Annotated in this window: 14 protein-coding genes; 9 read left to right on the top strand and 5 right to left on the bottom strand. The window is 60.0% G+C overall.

Annotated features, from left to right (window positions below; all coding sequences use genetic code 11):
* Positions 1 to 80: 80 nt before the first annotated feature.
* From CBB62_06285 to CBB62_06310, 6 genes are all read left to right on the top strand, one after another.
* Positions 81 to 1,628 (top strand): exodeoxyribonuclease VII large subunit, encoded by a 1,548-nt coding sequence (locus tag CBB62_06285; GenBank protein ID OUT41912.1) that lies wholly within the window; start codon positions 81 to 83, stop codon positions 1,626 to 1,628.
* A gap of 78 nt (positions 1,629 to 1,706) precedes the next feature.
* Positions 1,707 to 2,732: a hypothetical protein gene (locus CBB62_06290; GenBank protein ID OUT41913.1), complete on the top strand. Its 1,026-nt coding sequence runs from the start codon at positions 1,707 to 1,709 to the stop codon at positions 2,730 to 2,732.
* Positions 2,733 to 2,835: 103 nt separating this feature from the next.
* A complete protein-coding gene (locus CBB62_06295; GenBank protein OUT41914.1) occupies positions 2,836 to 2,961 on the top strand; it encodes a 50S ribosomal protein L36 in 126 nt (41 codons plus the stop codon).
* A 224-nt stretch (positions 2,962 to 3,185) separates the two neighbouring features.
* A complete protein-coding gene (locus CBB62_06300) occupies positions 3,186 to 4,634 on the top strand; it encodes an FAD-binding oxidoreductase (protein ID OUT41915.1) in 1,449 nt (482 codons plus the stop codon).
* 32 nt (positions 4,635 to 4,666) lie between these two features.
* Entirely contained in the window at positions 4,667 to 5,935 is a 1,269-nt protein-coding gene (locus tag CBB62_06305) for a hypothetical protein (protein ID OUT41916.1), read from the top strand.
* Between the two features lie 14 nt (positions 5,936 to 5,949).
* Positions 5,950 to 7,260, top strand: a complete 1,311-nt coding sequence (locus CBB62_06310; protein OUT41917.1) for a glycolate oxidase iron-sulfur subunit — start codon at positions 5,950 to 5,952, stop codon at positions 7,258 to 7,260.
* On the opposite strand, the gene CBB62_06315 is transcribed toward CBB62_06310, so the two are convergent.
* Together CBB62_06315 and CBB62_06320 are read right to left on the bottom strand one after the other, a co-directional pair.
* A complete protein-coding gene (locus CBB62_06315) occupies positions 7,257 to 8,684 on the bottom strand; it encodes a hydroxyacid dehydrogenase (protein OUT41918.1) in 1,428 nt (475 codons plus the stop codon). The genes CBB62_06310 and CBB62_06315 overlap by 4 nt on opposite strands.
* Entirely contained in the window at positions 8,681 to 9,676 is a 996-nt protein-coding gene (locus CBB62_06320; protein OUT41919.1) for a threonylcarbamoyl-AMP synthase, read from the bottom strand. The genes CBB62_06315 and CBB62_06320 overlap by 4 nt, the downstream gene beginning before the upstream one ends.
* Before the next feature lie 141 nt (positions 9,677 to 9,817).
* On the opposite strand from CBB62_06320, the gene CBB62_06325 reads away from it, so the two are divergent.
* On the top strand, positions 9,818 to 10,474 hold the full coding sequence (locus CBB62_06325; protein OUT41920.1) for a cobyrinic acid a,c-diamide synthase: 657 nt from the start codon (positions 9,818 to 9,820) through the stop codon (positions 10,472 to 10,474).
* 9 nt (positions 10,475 to 10,483) lie between these two features.
* Here CBB62_06325 and CBB62_06330 read toward each other — a convergent pair whose 3' ends face one another.
* The 3 genes from CBB62_06330 to CBB62_06340 are packed head-to-tail and all read right to left on the bottom strand — an operon-like array spanning position 10,484 to position 14,865.
* Complete coding sequence (locus CBB62_06330) at positions 10,484 to 11,323, bottom strand: hypothetical protein (protein ID OUT41921.1); 840 nt, start codon at positions 11,321 to 11,323, stop codon at positions 10,484 to 10,486.
* 30 nt (positions 11,324 to 11,353) lie between these two features.
* Positions 11,354 to 11,818: a peroxiredoxin gene (locus tag CBB62_06335; GenBank protein ID OUT41922.1), complete on the bottom strand. Its 465-nt coding sequence runs from the start codon at positions 11,816 to 11,818 to the stop codon at positions 11,354 to 11,356.
* Between the two features lie 23 nt (positions 11,819 to 11,841).
* Positions 11,842 to 14,865 carry a bifunctional glutamine synthetase adenylyltransferase/deadenyltransferase gene (locus CBB62_06340; protein ID OUT41923.1) on the bottom strand — a complete coding sequence of 1,008 codons (3,024 nt, stop codon included), beginning with the start codon at positions 14,863 to 14,865 and terminating at the stop codon, positions 11,842 to 11,844.
* Positions 14,866 to 15,000: 135 nt separating this feature from the next.
* Between CBB62_06340 and CBB62_06345 the strand changes: the two genes are divergently transcribed.
* On the top strand, positions 15,001 to 18,243 hold the full coding sequence (locus CBB62_06345) for a hypothetical protein (GenBank protein OUT41924.1): 3,243 nt from the start codon (positions 15,001 to 15,003) through the stop codon (positions 18,241 to 18,243).
* A 145-nt stretch (positions 18,244 to 18,388) separates the two neighbouring features.
* Positions 18,389 to 19,015, top strand: a complete 627-nt coding sequence (locus CBB62_06350; GenBank protein OUT41925.1) for a hypothetical protein — start codon at positions 18,389 to 18,391, stop codon at positions 19,013 to 19,015.
* Positions 19,016 to 19,020 lie beyond the last annotated feature (5 nt).

A 19,020-nucleotide genomic window follows, 5' to 3' on the forward strand; every position in this document is an offset into this window, starting at 1 on the left:
TCCGTCTTCGCCATATTTATGCGGCCACCGGTTGCTGTGCCGCTTGTTTTACAGTCAGCGGTTTGTATCATGCCGCGACCATGGCACAAGACCCCCAAACACCATCATCTAGCCCTTTAAGTGCGCTCGCAGGCCCGCCGCCCGATGCCGAGGGCGCGAAAACCGGCAGCAATGTGCCGATTTTCAGTGTGGGTGAGCTCAGCAACTCCCTGAAACGCACGGTTGAGGATGCCTATGGTTTTGTGCGGGTTCGCGGCGAAATCAGCCAGCCCAAGCAGGCCGCATCCGGTCATATCTACATGACCCTGAAGGATGATCAGGCGGTAATCGATGGTGTCTGCTGGCGCGGTGCGGCCAGCAAGTTGAGCGTCCGGCCGGAAGAGGGGCTGGAGGTCATCTGTACCGGTCGCCTGACGACATATCCGGGGCGATCCAAGTATCAGATCGTTATCGAGTCGATGGAGATGGCCGGTGAGGGCGCACTCCTGAAGATGCTCGAGGAGCGCAAACGCAAGCTCGCAGCCGAAGGGCTGTTCGATGCCGAGCGGAAAAAGCCGATCCCGTTCCTGCCGACGGTAATCGGGGTGGTGACCTCGCCCACCGGTGCGGTGATCCGGGATATTCTGCACCGGCTGCAGGACCGTTTCCCGCGCCATGTGCTGCTCTGGCCTGCCGTGGTGCAGGGTCCGGGTGCGGCAGAACAGGTGACGGCAGCGATCAACGGTTTTAATGCCCTGCCGGAAAGCGGTGGCAAGGTGCCGCGACCTGACCTGATTATCGTTGCCCGTGGCGGTGGCAGCCTCGAAGATCTCATGGCCTTCAACGAGGAGAATGTTGTCCGGGCAGCGGCGGCGAGCTCGATCCCGCTTATCTCTGCTGTGGGTCACGAGACCGATACCACCCTGATTGATTTTGCCAGTGACCAGCGTGCACCGACCCCGACGGCGGCTGCGGAAATGGCCGTGCCGGTTCGCAGCGACCTGATCTATACCTTGCGTGATGCCGAAAGCCGCCTCGACAGTGCCGCCCGTCGTCATGTGGAGCGGCTGAAGCTGCAGCTTGAAGGCATGGCACGCGGGCTGGTGCATCCACGCCAGCGCCTCGAAACCGAAATGCAGCGCCTCGACCAACTCGATGAACGTTTGCGTCGGGCCGGTGGGCAGTATATGCGCGACCGTCAGACCACGCTCGCCCATGCCGCCAGCCGTCTGAGCCTCAAGCCGATGCAGCAGGCGATTGCCCAGTCTACCACCCGCGTTGCCGAGATGGCGGCACGTCTTGAGGCCAGCATGGTGCGTGATGTGGAGCGGCGTGGCGAGCGCCTGACCGCCGTGTCCCGCCAGTTGGAAGCGGTCAGCCATAAATCCGTGCTCGACCGTGGCTATGTCATGGTGGCCGATGAACAGGGCGTGCCGATTACCAAGGCGGCATCGCTGTCCGACGGGCAGGCGGTCGATCTCAACTTCGCAGATGGTGTTGCTAAAGCGGTTGTGGGCAGTGCTGGCGCACAGGTGACACCATCCGAGCCAAAACAAGCCGAAGTGCCCACCAAGCCGGCAGCCAAGCCAGCCAAGCCGGTAAAGAAACCGGCTTCCCCCGGCTCTGGCGGTCAGGGGTCGCTGTTCTGATTTTCGCGCTGCCGTTCAGCAAGTCTTAAGCATCTGATCCGTATTCTCCTCCTAGTCCAAGATGAGGAGGAATCGATCATGCCCCTGCTTTATGAAGGTATGCCGCTGAGCGAGGTACGGATTGACTGGCGGACCAAGATTGTCGCCTGGTGGGAGGGCTTTGACCTCGACGCCATACGTCAGAAACAGGAGCAGCAACGCGCCCGCCTGCTTGAGGCCAAGCGCGACATGTCAAAGCAGAAGGACACCCCGCTGCCATTGCCGGTTGAGGAACCGGAAATCGAAAATGGCCTCGACCGCCATGGCCGTGCGCTCTGGTCCCTGACCCGGATCGAGCTTGCCGAGCTGATGTGGGGCGAGGGCTATGTGGAGCCGGGTGCCACCAGCTGGATTCCCAAACTGATAGCCACCTTGCCGCTCAACCGGGACTCAAGCCTGCTTGACCTGTCTGCCGGGCTGGGTGGTGTTTCAAGACATGCGATCGAGCAATACGGCACCTATGTCGATGCCTATGAACAAAGCCCGTTGTTGGTCGAAGAGGCAGGCAAGCGGCTGAAGAGCATTCCCGACCAGTCGCATATCAATCTCGATGAGTTTTCGCTGGAACGGTTCGGCATTACCCGGCGGTACGAGTTCTGTGTCGCGCTCAATGTGTTCTATACCATCGCTGATAAGCCGCTGCTCTGGCAGCATCTGTCGTCGGTGCTGAAGGATCGTGGGCAGCTGGTGTTCACCGACTTTGTTATCGACGGTGATACCGATCTGACAGCCAAACCCATGAGAGCCTGGCAGGATACCGAACGGCTCGAACCCCATCTGCAGACAATCGGGGAGACGGAAAAGCAGCTTACCTCTGCCGGGTTTGATGTGCGGACCGTTGAGGATTTGTCGACTGCCTATAAACGTGAGACCAAGCTGGGGCTGTCGCGTCTGCATGATTATTTGCTGGCCAAGGATCTGGATCAGGACAGCAAGACTATCCTGACCGATGAAATTGCGCTGTTGACCCGGCGTCTGCTGGCGCTCGAAAACGGTCTGCGGGTCAAGCGGGTTCACGCAATCCTGCCGATTTCGGCGGGGGAGAGCGATGATCTGACGGAATAAGCGGATTTTTTTGCTGATTTTGGCCAGATATGGTTGTTCCCAGCGTTGACAGACGGCGGGTCAGCCATTATCAACCACGCATCCCCGTATTAGGAATAGAACCATGCGTATTGCGAATTCTCTGAAAACGCTGAAAAAGCGTGACAAAAACTGCCGTGTGATCCGCCGCAAAGGCCGGGTCTTCGTGATCAATAAAAAGAACCCACGCTTCAAGGCGCGTCAGGGCTGATTGATCCTGTCCGCGATCCGGGCGATTGCGGCTTAACAGTTTTTAAAACGGCGGTCTCGTGTGAGGCCGCCGATTTTTGCGTTTTGGGCATCAGTTTTTTCCAGCGTAAATAACCTTTCTGTGTCGATTTGCCGGTAGCATCTGCCGTAATTCCGGCTATCCTGCGCATAACGAAGCCAGATATTTGGCCGGATAAGATCGTTTTGAAACAGGGAGGTTGGCCCATGGGCATTATCAATATGCCGGAGGCCGATAAAGGCATTACCGAACGCCGGAACAGTATTCTGGCCGATTTGCGCGGTATTGTGCCTGCCGAGGTGATTATCGATACCGATGATCAGATGCGCCCGTTTGAAACCGACGCCTTCACCGTCTATCGGCAAATGCCACTCGCGGTCATGCTGCCACGCACCACCGAACAGGTCTCGGCGATCATGGCCTATTGCCATCAGCACGGGATCAAGGTGATTGCGCGCGGTGCCGGAACCTCGCTAACCGGCGGCGCATTGCCGACCGCCGATGCAATCATCCTTGGCATATCCAAGATGCGGGACGTGCTGGATATCGACCTTGATAACCGCACGATCCGGGTTCAGACCGGCATCACCAATATCAATGTCACCCGCGCGGTGGAGGCGGAGAATTTCTTCTACGCGCCCGATCCGTCATCCCAGATTGCCTGCACCGTTGCCGGTAATATCGGTATGAATTCCGGCGGTGCCCATTGCCTGAAATATGGCGTCACCACCAATAACATCATGGGCATGACGGTGGTGCTCGCTGATGGTGAGGTGATCGAGATCGGTGGCGATTTCTATGAGACCGATGGCTATGACCTGATGGGCCTGATGACCGGTTCCGAAGGGATGCTCGGTATTGTTACCGAGGTCAGCCTCAAGGTTCTGCGCTCCCCGGAAGCGGCCCGCCCGTTGATCATGGGGTTTGGCACCAATGAACAGGCCGGTGCCTGTACCGCCGCGATCATTGCATCCGGCATCATTCCGGTGGCCATCGAGTTTATGGACAAGCCGTCGATCCATGCTTCCGAAGCCTTTGCCAAGGCCGGTTATCCGCTCGATGTGGAAAGCCTGCTGATTGTTGAGGTCGAGGGCTCTGATGACGAAATCGACTATCTGCTCGAAAAACTCACGGCGATCGCAAGCCAGCACAACCCCAGCTACATGAAGGTGAGTGGCTCGGCAGAAGAGAGTGCCGCGATCTGGAAGGGCCGGAAATCGGCCTTCGGCGCGCTCGGCCAGATTCTGCCGAACTATCTCTGTATGGATGGTGTCATTCCGACCGGGCAGCTGCCGCAGGTGCTCCACCGTATCAATGAGCTGAAAGCGGAATACAAGCTCGAGGTCGCCAATATCTTCCATGCCGGTGACGGCAATCTGCACCCGGTGATCCTGTTCGATCCGCAGGTTGAGGGCGAGACCGAGCGTGCCGAGCGGTTTGGTGCCGATATTCTGAAACTCTGTGTCGATGTTGGCGGGTGCCTGACCGGCGAGCACGGAGTCGGGATCGAAAAGCGCGATCTGATGTCCTACCAGTACAACGAGATCGAACTGGCCCAGCAGCGTCGGATCAAGACCGCTTTTGATGCCAAATGGCTGCTGAACCCGGCCAAGGTCTTCCCCCTCGACAGCCGTCTGGCTGACGAAGCCGCATAACCTCACGATAACCCGAACAGCAGAGCATCCAGATGTTGGCCGAGGCTGATACCATTATCAAAACCGAAGAGGCGCTTGTCGCTGCCATAACCGAGGCGGCACAGGCGAAAAAGCCGGTCAATATCATCGGCGCCGGTACCAAGGCCGGTCTCGGCCGCCCGTTCGATCCGTCGGCCACAACCGTCAGCACGGCGGGTTTGAGCGGGGTTACTCTCTATGAGCCGGCGGAGCTGGTGCTGTCGGCCAAGGCCGGTACCACGGTGGCCGAGATCGAAAAGCTGCTCGACAGCAACAACCAGATGCTCGCCTTCGAGCCGCCGGATTATGCCCGGCTGCTCGGCACCGAACCGGGTAAACAGACAATCGGCGGTGTGGTGGCGACCAACCTGTCCGGCCCGCGCCGGATTTATGCCGGTGCCGCCCGCGATCTGCTGATCGGTACCCGCGCGGTCAATGGTATGGGCGAGCTGATCCGTGGCGGTGGCCGGGTGATGAAGAATGTCACCGGCCTCGATATTCCCCGGATCATGGCGGGATCATATGGCACGCTGTCCGCGCTGTCGGAATGTACCTTCAAGGTTCTGCCCAAGGGCGAGGTTACCCGTACCCTGATTGTCAGTGGTATCGATCTCGATCAGGCCAGTGCGGTCATGTCCGCTGCCGTTACCAGCCCATACGAGATTTCAGCGGCGGCCTGGGTGCCGGGCAATCTTATTGCCGCCCTTGGCGTTGATGGCATCCCGGCTGATGGCGGCAAGGGATGTGTCTATCTCCGGCTGGAGAATTTCGAAACCTTTGTTACCCGCCGGATTGCAGCACTGACTGCGCTGCTGGGCAAGGAATTTGCCGGTGCCGGGTTTGTCGAGGTTGATGGCGCTGTTTCGAAAGCGCTGTGGCGCGCGCTCGGTGATGTGGTGCCGTTTACCGGTGCCGATTACCGGGATCACAATATCTGGCGCCTGTCGGTGCCGCCGGTCCTCGGCGGGGCGGTGGCAGGTGCGCTCGGCGTCAAATTGCCTGCCGCCACTATGTTCATGGACTGGAGCGGTGGTCTCGTCTGGCTCGCCATCGCACCCGGTGATATGGCCGAGGTGTCCGCAACCATCCGTGACACGGTCGGCCAGGTGACTGGCAGACGCGGTGGCCGCTCGACACTGGTTCGGGCATCGGATGAGGTACGTACGGCTGTACCCGTCTTCGATGTGCCGTCCTATGCCATTGATGCGCTTAATAAACGGATCAAGTCCAGCTTCGATCCCCATGGGTTGTTCAGCCCGTACCGTATGCACGCCAGCCTCTAACGCGATACCCGCCCATGCAAACCTATTTCCGTGACGAACAGCTCGCCGATCCCCAGATGGCGGCATCCGAAGAAATCCTGCGTACCTGTGTGCATTGCGGTTTCTGCACCTCGACCTGTCCGACCTATACCCTGCTCGGGGATGAGAACGACAGCCCGCGCGGTCGTATCTATCTGATCAAGGACATGCTGGAGAATGACAAGCCTGCCTCCGACAAGGTGGTCAAGCATATCGACCGCTGCCTGTCCTGCCTGTCCTGTATGACCACATGCCCGTCCGGCGTGCATTATCAGCATCTGGTCGATCACGCGCGTGAGCATATCGAGAACACCTATAATCGCCCATGGCATGACCGCGCCCTGCGCTCGCTGCTGGCGTTCCTGCTGCCCCATCCCATGCGGTTCCGCTTTGCGCTTATGGGTGCATGGTTTGCCAAGCCGGTGCTGAAGCTGAAGCTATCGCGCAAGCTCCCGCAACGGATGCAGGCGATGCTGCGCCTTGCCCCAGCGCATCTGCCGGCGCCAAGCCCGCTTGACCGTCCCGGCGTCTTTCCGGCGCTCGGTGCCCGCAAGGCACGAGTTGCGCTTCTGGCGGGCTGTGCCCAGCCGGTGCTGCAGCCATGGATCAATGAGACAACGATCAAGCTGCTCAACCGTATCGGCGTCGAGGTGGTGGTGCCGAAAGCCGCCGGTTGCTGTGGCGCGCTGGTTCATCACCTTGGCAAGACCGATCCGAGCCACGTACAGGCCGCCGCGAATATTGAGGCATGGCACCGTGAAATGTCCGGTGAGGGGCTGGATGGGGTGATTATCAACGCATCCGGTTGCGGTACACAGGTCAAGGACTACGGCTTCATGTTCCGGAACGATGCGAAGCTGGCGGAGAAGGCCAAGGCGGTATCGGCGATCACACGGGACATTACCGAGTTCCTCAGCGATTTCGGCATTGGTGATGTGACCAATCCGCTGAGCGATCTGACCGTTGCCTATCACTCCGCCTGTTCCATGCAGCATGGCCAGAAGATCAAGGACCAGCCGGTCAATCTGTTGAAACAGCTCGGCTGCACCGTGAAACAACCGGCGGAAGGGCATCTCTGCTGTGGTTCGGCGGGTACCTACAACATCATGCAGCCCGAATTGTCCGAGCAGTTGAGGGCGCGCAAGCTGAAGAATATCGCCTCAACCGCTCCCGACATCGTGGCGACGGGCAATATCGGCTGTATCACCCAGATCGCCAGCGCGAAGCAGTTTCCGGTCGTGCATACGGTGGAGCTTATCAACTGGGCAACCGGTGGCGAGAAACCGGTGGCACTTCAAGGGCGCTAGGGCGTTTCGTCCGGGATCAGCTTGCCGGGATTCATCCGGTTGTCGGGGTCAAGTGCCTGCTTGATTGCCCGCATCATCGCCAGTTCCGCCGGGTCCTTGTAGGCCGCCATATCCTTCAGCTTCAGGCGTCCGACACCATGTTCGGCACTGAAACTGCCGCCATGGGCCATGACCAGCTTGTGGATCGGGCCAGTGATGTCATCCCAGCGGGCGAGGAAATCCGCCCGGTCCATGGCAACCGGCTGCATCATGTTGAAATGCAGATTGCCGTCGCCGATATGGCCGAAAACCGTCGGGCGAATATCGGGCATTATCTCTGTCACCCGGTCGATCCCGGCCTCGATAAAATCTGCAATGCGTGAGACCGGCACGGAAATATCATGCTTGATCGACCCGCCCTCAAGGCGCTGGGCCTCGACGATCGCTTCACGCAGATACCAGAAATCACCGCGCTGGCTGTCATTCTGGGCAATGACCACATCACTGACGACACCGGCCTCGAACAACTCGCCGAGGGCATTCTCGATGGTCTCGTCCAGACCGCTATCGGCCCGTCCGGCAGTGATCTCGGTCAGACCGTACCAGTCATGAACGTCATCGAAGGGATCGCGGCAGTTCTCCATATGCCGGAACGCGATATCGAGGCAGGGGCGGGCGATGATCTCAAAGGCCTCGACCTGTCCGCCGCTGGCACTGTTCAGGCTGTTCAGCACCGTCAGCGCCGCTGCTGGTGACGGCACTGCGAGCATGGCGGTCAGGCGATGGCGTGGCCGTGGAAACAGCTTCAGGCAGGCACCGGTGATGATGCCAAGCGTTCCTTCGCTGCCGATAAACAGCTGTTTCAGATCATAGCCGGTGTTGTTCTTGCGCAGGCTGTTGAGGCCATGCCAGATCGTGCCGTCGGGCAGCACCACTTCAAGCCCCAGCACCAGATCACGGGTATTGCCATAGCGCAGGGTCAGGATGCCCCCGGCATTGCTGGCGATATTGCCACCGATCCGGCACGACCCCTCGGCACCGAGGCTGAGCGGGAAGTAAAGGTCGGCACCCTCGGCGGCAGTCTGTATCTCGGCGAGGATACAGCCGGCATCAACAGTGATGGTGTTGTTGATCGGGTCAAGCTCGCGCACGCCGCCCATGCGATCCAGTGACAGGATAATCGCCGCCTCATCCTCATAAGGCACGGAACCACCGACAAGGCTGGTATTACCGCCCTGGGGCACAATGGCGATGCCATGGGCGGCACAGAGTTTGACCACGCTGGCCACGTCCTCGGTCGCTGCTGGTCGAACCACGGCCAGTGCGCTCGACCGGAACTTGCCGCGCCATTCGGTGATATAGGGCGTGATCCGGCTGTCATCGGGCAGGATGATCGCCTCGTCGGCAATGGTTTCCTGCAGTGCGGTCAGAAAGCTCTGGGTCATGCGTCCACCTTGCTGGCTGCAGCAGCCCGGCGCAGGCGATCATTGATTGCGAGGCCGAGGCCCATATCCGGGATCGGCGCAATGGCAATGGCGGTGGCACCGCTGTCTTCCAGCTCATGCAGCATGGCAAACAGGTTGTGTGCTGCCTCATCGAGATCGCCGACCGGGCTGAGATTGCGGCGCTCGCCTTGTCCTTTGGGGGTGAACGGGTTGGGGCCGAAGCCGATAAAGGCTTCGCCATCAGACAGCTCGTTATCGCGGACATTGATCCGCACCGGGATGCGCGGCGCGTAATGGCGCAGCAGCAGGCCGGGCGAAATGGGGGCGGTATTGTCAGTGACATTGACCGCCATCACCTCTGGCAGCAGGTCGATCAGGTCATCAACGCCGAGCGCACCGGGGCGCATGATGGTGGCGCGGTCGGGTTTGCTGAGGTCAAGCACCGTGCTCTCCAGCCCGATCTCGCATTGGCCGCTGCTGAGGATCAGGGGCACCTCTGCGCCGAAGGCTTCCGCCACCATCATGGCCGTGGTCGGGCTGAGACGACCGGATTTGTTGGCACTCGGTCCCACCATCGGCTTGCCGAATGCGCTGATGAGCGCGCGCGCCGTCGGATGGGCGGGCGCGCGTACCGCAACGGTATCGAGACCGGCGCGGGCGATGTCGGCCACCGCTGCACCACCCGCATAGGGCAGGATCAGGGTCAATGGGCCCGGCCAGTATTGCGCCATCACCATGGCGGTCCGGTCATCGACTCGTGCAATGGTTTTTGCCATTGCCGGGCCGTCCACATGGCAAATCAGCGGGTTTTGCGGGGGGCGGCCCTTGAGGGCAAACACCCGGGCAACCGCCGCTGCATTGCCGGCATCGGCACCCAGCCCGTAGACGGTCTCGGTCCCGAACGCCACCACATCGCCAGCCGTTAAGGCATTGGCGGCGCGGGCAATTCCGCTTGCCGATCCGGGCAATATGGTTGGTGTCTCTGTGCTCATGTCCGTTTGATGCCCTGTGTCAGGACCGATGGCAAGTGTCGGATACGGTTGCAGGCGCTACTTGCTGACCGGTGCCGACCCGTGCACTCATTGTTGCGCTGCATCAATTTCAGACAGCCAGCAAGCAGGAGTTCAGGGGATATGTCAGGAACCATCATAACAGTCGCCCAGCAAAAGGGCGGGGCCGGCAAGACAACACTGGTTGCGCATCTCGCGGTTTCCCTGATGCAGCGTGGCCTGTCCGTGGCGCTGGTCGATATCGATCCGCAGGCCTCGCTGTCATACTGGTATGATGCCCGACAGGAGAGTTTCGGCGACGAGGAGACCGGGCTTACCCATAGCAAGATTTCCGGTTGGCGTACCCAACGCGAGGTCGAGGAACTGGCCGCCAGTCACGATGTGGTGCTGATCGACAGCGCGCCCCATGCGGAGATGGAGACCAAGACCGCGATCCGAGCGGCCTCGCTCGTGGTGATCCCGGTGCAGCCGAGCCCGATGGATTTCTGGGCCACCCAGCCAACCCTTGATCTCGCGAAGTCGGAGAAGGTGACGCCGATGCTGGCGCTCAACCGGGTGCCGCCGCGCGCGGTGCTGTCAGAGGTGATCGAGGGCAAGCTGAAGAAGCTCGATGCCAAGGTTGCCAAGGCCCGCCTCGGTAACCGGGTCGGCCTTGCCGCGGCCATGCTGGACGGTAAGACGGTCTCCGAAACCCAGCGAAGCAGCGTCGGGGCAAAAGAGGTCAAGGCGCTGGCGGCGGAAATCTACAAGGCGGCAGGCGGCGCAAAACGCCTGAAATAGCACCTGCTGCTATCCGTTATAGCCCAGATGTCTGGACATGCGCCCGAGGGTGATGCCAACACAGGCTGATGCCGGGAACAGCGCCAGCGTGCCCACGACCTGCAGCACACCGATTACCGGACCGGGCAGACCGCAGCAGACGATCAGCGACTGGGCAATCCCGGCAACCAGCAGGAACGGTGCCGCTCCGAAGATCAGGGCAAGGGCCAGTTGCCATGCCTCATGACGGTCGAGCGCTTCCCAGACCGCATTGATCTGTATCGGCTTGTCGAGTGTGAGATCGACCATGACGAGGCTGAACCGCAAGGCCAGTGCCGTGGTCAGCAAGGCCAGTGCGGCATAGGCAATGCTGGCAAGACGCAGGCTCTCGCTGATGCCGATATCGAGGATGGTGCGATGCCCGAACCATCCGGCGAGCTTGTGGGTGGCGAAGAACCGGTGCTCCATGGAAAACAGCAGCCCGCCAACCTGCAGCCAGCACCAGACCGGAATACCGATCAGGAACAACCCGCCGATGACGATCTGGGCCTCACGCATGCCGAGCGGGAAGGGGATGCCGCCGGGGTAATTCTGCTCAAGCTCGCTGCGCAACCAGATCGCGCCATGCAGGATCAGGGCGAGCGTGGCGGCAAAGGCCGAGAAGTCGAGACCGCTCGGGGAATATTCCTGCGCGCCGTCAAAGATACCGAGAAACGGCAGCGGCAGGGCCATCATGAACAGCACGCCGAACCATGGCAGCCCATAGCGCACAATCCTCCCCGCATCGCCGGTTACGGTTGCGGCGGCGTGCCGTGCCTCGGCAATGGCGACACCGGTTGATGACGGGGAATGGCTGGGCTGGTCGGTCAAGAAAAGCTGCTTAAACGGGCCGTTGGAGTGTCAGAGTTCCTGCACGGCCTTCAGAACGGTATCCACATGCCCGGGTACTTTCACCTTACGCCACTCCTGACGCAAGACCCCATCGGCATCAATCAGGAATGTCGAGCGCTCGATGCCCATATATTTGCGGCCATACATGCTCTTTTCCTTCCACACATCATAAGCCTCGGCCACGCCGGTTTCCTCATCGGAACCGAGAATGACCTTGAGGTCGTGCTTGGCCTTGAACTTGTCGTGGCTCTTGACGCTGTTCTTGGACACGCCGACCACAACAGCACCAGCCGCCTCGAAGGCTGGCAGTTGTTCGGTAAAGGCAATGGCCTCGGCAGTGCAGCCGGAGGTGTCGTCCTTGGGATAGAAGAACAGCACCACCGTCTTGCCCTTCAGTCCGGCGAGGCTGACCGTGCCGTCGCCATCGGTCGGCATATCAAAGGCGGGGGCTGGTTTTCCGATTTCCGTGCTCATCTTATGGGTTTCCTGATTGTCGGTTACTGGCTGTCCGGTGGCGGCAGGGCGCTTGCCGGATCGGTGATGATGGTTTTGAAGTGATGCTCTGTACGGTCAATGACAGACGACAGATCAGCCGTTGCCGCGTCAAAGTCAATTTCTGCGTCTTCAGGATGATCAGGCTGGATGATCCGGGCCAGATGATCGCGTATCGTAGGGTTGACGCTGGCCGGGTCAAACCGCGTACCATCCGGTGCGATCAGACGCAGATAGCTGCGTATCCGGCGATAGAGGCTGTAGGCAGCAATCAGATCATCGGCGGTACCTGTTTCGATAAACCCGGCAGCCTTGCAGCGCTCCAGAGCCGCGGTGGTGCTGGCGGAGAGAATGCCCGGCTCCGCATGGGCATGGCGCAGCAGGAGATATTGGGCGATGAACTGGATGTCGGTGATACCGCCCGGATGATGCTTCAGCTGCCAGATATCGGTCTGGCTGTGCTGGTCGCGCAGGCGTCGGCTCATATCCGCCACGTCGCGGAGCAGACGGTCCGGGTCGCGCCGGGCGGTGAGGGTTTGGAAGATGATCCGCTCGACCTGTGCCCGCAGATCAATGTCGCCGGAGATTACCCGCGCGCGGGTCAGGGCCATATGCTCCCAGGTCCAGGCATCGCTGTCCTGATATTGTGCAAAGCTCTCCAGACTGACCGCCAGCGGTCCGCTGTTTCCCTGTGGTCGCAACCGCAGATCGACCTCGTACATCCGACCTTCCGAGGTCAGGCTGGTAATCGCCGTGACCAGCCTTGAGGCCAGCTTGATCCAGTATTCATTGGGCGAGAGCGGACGTTTGCCATCGGATTTTTCGTTATGCGGATCGACCCGATAGACCAGCACCAGATCAAGGTCACTGGTCAGGGTGATCTGGCCGCTGGCAAGGTTGCCCATGGCGATGATCGACAGGCCGCCGCCGGGGAAATGGCCGTGCTGGCGCTCGAATTCACCGATCACGATAGGTTCGAGGGCGGTCAGGCTGATTTCGGCGACACGTGCCAGAAACTGACCGACCCGGTATCTGGGCGTTTTGCCGTCAAGCAGGTGCAGTGCTGCCTGAAACCGGCGGCGGGCGGTCCAGCGCCGACAGATATCGAGGCAATCCTCATAGGACCCGGCCACACTCAACTGCCCGGATAATTCCTGTTCCAGCACATTCCAGTCCGGCAGTTGCTCGGTCACCTGCGGATCAAGGACCGCGTCGAGCAGATTGGGGCGTCGGGTCACCAGATCGGCAAGCGCCGGGGCGAAGCCCAGAATGCTGGCAAACAGTTGCGGCAGGCGCGGGCTGTTTTTGATCAGGGAGAAAACCGGCACGCCAGCCGATAGCTGGGACAGGAAGCCGTCAAAACGAAGCAAGACCTGATCCGGGTCCGGCGTCTTGCCGAAGGCGCTCAACAAAACCGGCAGAACCTGTTTCAGCAGGTCCCGCGCTCGCTCGCTGCGGGTCGACTGATATTTGCCCTCGAGCCAGCCGGTGATGATGCCCTGTGATTTTGTGAGATCGGCAAAGCCATAGGCGCTCAGGCCATGTTGCCAGTTCGATGGCAGTGCCTCGCCGCTATTCGCGTCATCGGTCTCGGCAGTACCGTTGAAGAAGTGCTGATACTCGTGCGCCACCAGATCAGTATGGGTTTTCAGTGCGGCCAGAAACGCGGTGCTTGTCTGTCCCATGCTGGCGGCAACGGCAGCGATGCCCTCATCGCTTACGGGCAGGCTGTGGGTTTGCTGGTCGCTCTGCATCTGCAACCGGTGCTCGACCGTGCGCAGGAAGATATAGGCATCGGTCAACCGGTCGCGCTTCATTGGTGTCAGACGACCACTGCGCACCAGTTCGTCGAGCACATCCAGTGTCTGCATGATGCGCAAGCCCGGCTGCTGTCCGGCGAACAGCAACTGATGGCCCTGGGCAAAGAACTCGAGTTGACGAATGCCGCCGCGGTCGAGCTTGACGTTATAGCCATGCCATGGGTTGTCCTGATGCCGCCGTTGCTTCAGGTCGATCTTGCGCTTGACCGCTTCCATGTCCTCGATGGCGGTAAAGTCGCTGCCCGCACGCCAGACCCATTGTCCGAGGGTTTCCATCAGGCTGCGGGCCACTGGCGGGTCGGCAATAACCGGACGCGCCTTAATCATCGCGGCCCGTTCCCAGTTCAGCGCCTGTGCGTGGTAATAGGCAATCGCACTGGTGGTGGAGACAGCGAGCGGGGTCGATGCCGGGTCGGGCCGCAAGCGCAGATCAGCCCGGAAGACATAGCCATCGACTGTACGCTTCTCCAGCAGGTTGATCAGGTCGCGGGCCAGTCGGGTGAAAACCTGTGGCGCGTCGTAGCGGTCTATCGGCGTGGCGGTGGGATCATAGAATGCAATCAGGTCCACATCGCTGGAATAGTTCAACTCACCCGCGCCGAGTTTGCCCATGGCGAGGATAACCAGCCCGCTGCCGCGTTCCGGTGCCGTCATATCCGTTGGTGCGTATTTCCCGGCGGCGGCGAGTTGCCAGAGCAGGTGTCGGGTCGCGAGCCGGATCAGATGATCTGCGATCAGGCTCAGCGCCAGTGTGATGTCGCGTAAACGCCAGAGCCCGGAGAAATCACCGAGTGCAATCACCAGATGTGCCCGCGTTTTGGCCTTGCGCAATGTGGCCGCGACAGAATCGGCGGAAGCCTGCGGGTCAATGTCGTCGCTGGCCTGCTGGAGGATCTGTTCAAGCGAGGTTTTCAGCGGTTGGGTCAGCAGGGCCAGCCCGGCATCGGCCTCACGGTGCATCAGCCCTGATAAATAAGGCGAATACGCCATCATTTTGCCCAAAGTCAGGTGCAGATGATTGGCGCTGGTGAGAATCTCTCGCAGGTTTTTGTCTATTGCCCCGTGTTTTGTCGCATAGTGGTCAAGTTGGCTGATCCAGTCCGTGTAGTCGCCATCCGCAATGTCCGGCATGACCTCATCGCTTACCGACCGCGCCGCGAGGGTCATAAGTCCGGTTCCGGGGAGTGTATCGAGGGCGGCGGCGATCATGGTGACGAACAGTTGATGCGGGTTCAGTGGTGTCAGGTGTTTTTGGCTTGGTATCCGGCCTCTGGCAACACCATCTGTTGTGCATACTGGCAGATAACGGGCAGATAGCGGAATTTAAAGGACCATCGACAGAACGTGGTTGATGAACATCATAATATCCCCGAGACGGCGGCTGACACCCCTTCCGATGACGGAACTGGGGAAAACTATGTCACGCCCCGTTATCTGGGGCTGCGCCGCTTCTGGCATGGCTGCCGCCGACCGCTGATCCTGTGCCTTGAGGGTGCGGCGATGCTGACCGGCCTGCTGGTCATTCTGGTCATCGCACTGACCTGGCGGCTGTCGTCCGGGCCGATCACGCTCGATTTCCTGACCGATGAGATTGAACTCGCGGTCAATCAGGCTGTCGCGCCGCTGCGGGTGGATATCGAGGCCGCCGCGATCCGCTGGGATAATGATGAAGGCTGGCTGCGCCTCGCCGGGCGTCAGGTCAAGCTGCGTCGTGAGGACGGCAGGCTGGTCGGTCGGGTGCCGCAGATGGATGTGGCCTTCAGCGTCCCGAACCTGCTGCGCGGCAGGATGGTGGTCAAACAAGCGACCCTGCAGCGCCCGTTTATCCGCCTGACCCGCAAGCTCGATGGTGAGTTTGATGTTGATTTTACCGAAGCTGACGCGCCGTTATCTGAAGCATTGGCACCGGCCGAGGGCGCCTCGACCACTGACGACACGCTGAACTACCTGCTGACCACGCTGACGCCCGATGAACAGGGTGAGATTCCAAGTGGCCTCGAAAGCCTCAGCATAAATGATGCGCGGTTCCTGTTCATCGACCGCAAGATGGGTCACATCATTCGCTTTGACGAGATGTCCCTGTCCGTTCTGGCAACCGAAGTGGGCCTGGGAATTCTTGGCTCGACCCGCCTCTATGCCAGCGGTGGCCGGACCCTGTTGCGGGCATCCGGGCGTTTCGATGTTGCTGCCGAAACCTCTGATATCACGACCAGCCTGCGGATTTTTGATGCTGACGCCGAGGCACTGGCCGAAATCGCCGGTGCGGCAATTCCCGAGGAAGTGCAGGGACTGCTCGACAGTGAGGCGACAGTTGAGGCCAGCTACGACAATGATCGCCGGACCCTGTCGCTGAGCCATGTGTCCGGTCAGCTTGGCGACAGCCGGTTTGACATGAATGGCAGTCTCTATCGGGTCGGTGCCTTGTGGCAGGGCTCCTTTGTCACCGGGATCAGCCGGATTGACGTGCCTGCCGTACTGGCCACCATCCCGGAAAGCGTCGATGTCGGCGCTCTCAACTGGTCGCGGGAGAATATCCTCAACGGGACGGTCGAGAATCTGAAGATTTACGCCACCGGGCAGGTATCTGCGGCGGACGTTACTGACTGGGAAATAACCGATCTGTTCGGCGATTTCGGCCTCTCGGATATGGCAGTGCGCTACCAATGGGCCTTGCCACCGGCAACCGATGTGATCGGCAAGGGGCGGTTCGATCGGCAAGCGGTCATAATAGATCTGAGCGAAGGCAAGATCGATGCGGTGCGGGCCGATAATGTGCAGGTGGTGATCGACAGCTTCGATGCCGAGTTTCCGGCGCTGGTGGTGACCGGTCATGCGGTCGGGCCGTTCCGGGAAATCATGACCGCGATGAACCACCCGCGCTTCGGCTATGCCGATTACCTCGGCCTGAAACTGGATGAGGTCAAGGGCTCGGTTGATGCCAATATGCGCTTTGCTCTGCCATTGAAACCGTCATTGCCTGCGGAAGAGGTGGAAGCGGATATTCGGGGCCAACTGACTGATGTGGCGACCAACCCGTTATTTGCCGGACTGCCGATCCGTGATGCCGACCTGTCGGCTGTGGTCAATGGTGACGGCGTTGTCGCCCGCGGTACGCTGGAGGCAGGCGGTATTCCGCTCAGCATCAACTGGCACCAGTATTTCGACAAGGATGCCGAGGTTGCCACCGCGCTCGATTTTCAGGGCAATATGAGTGATGAGCATCTGGCCGCGCTGGGGATTAAGACCGCGCCCTACCTGACCGGTATTATCGGTGTTGATGGTCGGGTCGTTGATTACAATGGCGGCAATACTGACATTCAGGCAACCGCGACCCTCGACAAGGCGCAACTGGCGATCCCGCAACTGAATTTCGCGCCGGAACCCGCGCCGGGCAGTCTGCTGGTGACGGTCAGTATCAAGCCCGACGATACGGTTGCCATCACCTCTGCCTCGCTCAGCAGCGATACCATTTCCTTCGACGCTTCCGGTGTCTTCAACCCTGATGGCAGCTATGGCGTTCGGGCCGACAGGCTGCAATGGGGTGCCACCGATCTGTCGATCAGCTTTGATGCCGGTGCCGATGGTGGCTGGGATGCCGTGATTGACGGCCCGCGCCTCGATCTGCGTCCCTTGCTCAAGGAAGAAGAAGCACCCGAAGTTACCGCCAGTGCTGAACCTGCGGACAAACCGGATGGCAAGAGTTTCGCCTGGCTGCTCGACAGCAGTGCCGTTGTTTCCGATGACAGTCCAACCCGCAAGATTACCTATTCGGTGCAGGAGGTTATAACCAGCAAGGGGATCGCGCTCAGCGATGTGCGCGGTGGGGTGGAACTGACGCCGAGCAACTGGCCATCGGTGATGGTGCAGGGACAGCTCGGCGATGCGCCGCTGGTGGTACAGATTTCCGGCACCCGGCCCGATCCCCTGAAAGTGCGTTTCGAGAGTGGTGATCTGGGTGCCCTGCTGTCGGCCTATAATGCCGATATTCCGCTGATCGGCGGACGGTTTGTCTTTGACGGCACCGGACGGCCATGGTCACGCGGCGATGTGGAACTGCATGGTGGTGTTGATCTGCAGGATTTCCGGCTGGGTGAGGCGGCGGTGCTGACCCGCACTATTGATGCCCTGTCACGTGAGGGCCTGGCGACAATCAATAAAGATGCCGGTTTCGGTTTCAAGCAATTCACGGCGGATATCGATCTCGGCAACGGCCAGCTCACCGTCCGCGAGGGGCGCGCATCCGGTGGCCAGTTTGGTTTCACCCTCGGCGGTGTGGTCGATCTCAGCAAGGAACAGCTCGACCTCAATGGTACGCTGGTGCCGGTCTATACGCTCAACCGCTGGATCGGGGCCATTCCGGTGATCGGCACATTGTTGACCGGCGGCGATGGCGAGGGGCTGTTTGCCGCCAACTACACGGTGGATGGCCCGTTCTCAGAGCCGGATATCAGCATCAATCCGCTCTCGGCCCTTGCTCCCGGCATTATCCGCAAGCTGTTGTTCGCACAGGACAACCTGCCCGCCAAGGAAGGCGAGGAGCGCAAACCGCTCGAGCCCCCTCCCGGCATGGTCGATCACGGCGGCTGATTGTCAGGAATGGACCGGTAAGGCGGGCATTCCGGTAACAGGTCAATTATTCTGGCCATGAACCGGCTGGCAGGCTTTTCCATATCCGCAAAGCCGGTATCATCATCGACAAACGCAAGACACTATGCCTTCAGGATGATGATCGATGTGGTACTACAGAACAAAAGCTGGCGTTATCGGCCCGGTATCAGGCGAGGAGATGGTGCGCCTGATTGATGCCGGTGAGATTGTCGAGACGACACTGGTGCGTCGCGACGGGCAGTCCGACTGGTCCGAGGCATGGCAAACCGACCGCGCCGGTTACCTCCGCGCCATGAGCAGCGTTGACAGTAATTACAGCATCGACGGCGCATATGCCGGACAGGTTGCCAGTGTGTGGTCCCGCATTGGAGCCTGTTTTCTTGATACAATTTTCACGAGCATCGTAAATAACATTTTGACACTAGTACTTGGTTTCTTGCTGGGAAACACGGACTACACCGATTCTGAAATCACTAAACTCTCATTTTTATGCGTGTTGATTTTCTTGACCTTGTATTACGGAATTCCATCTGGATCGAGTAAACAGGCGACGTTTGGAATGCAAATGCTCAAGATCAGGTTCATTCGGCCCAATGGTCAGAAGGTTGGTTTCATCCGTGGTGCGTTGCGTTCCTATGCCTTTGCTCTGTCTATAATGCCGCTTTTTTTGGGTCTGATCGCAGCTCTGTTCAACGAACAGCGGATCACCCTGCATGATCTGATCTGCGGTACCCGTGTAGTGCGCGCCTGATCCTG

Origin of the sequence: Micavibrio sp. TMED2, from assembly GCA_002168225.1 — a bacterium.
GTDB lineage: Bacteria > Pseudomonadota > Alphaproteobacteria > TMED2 > TMED2 > TMED2.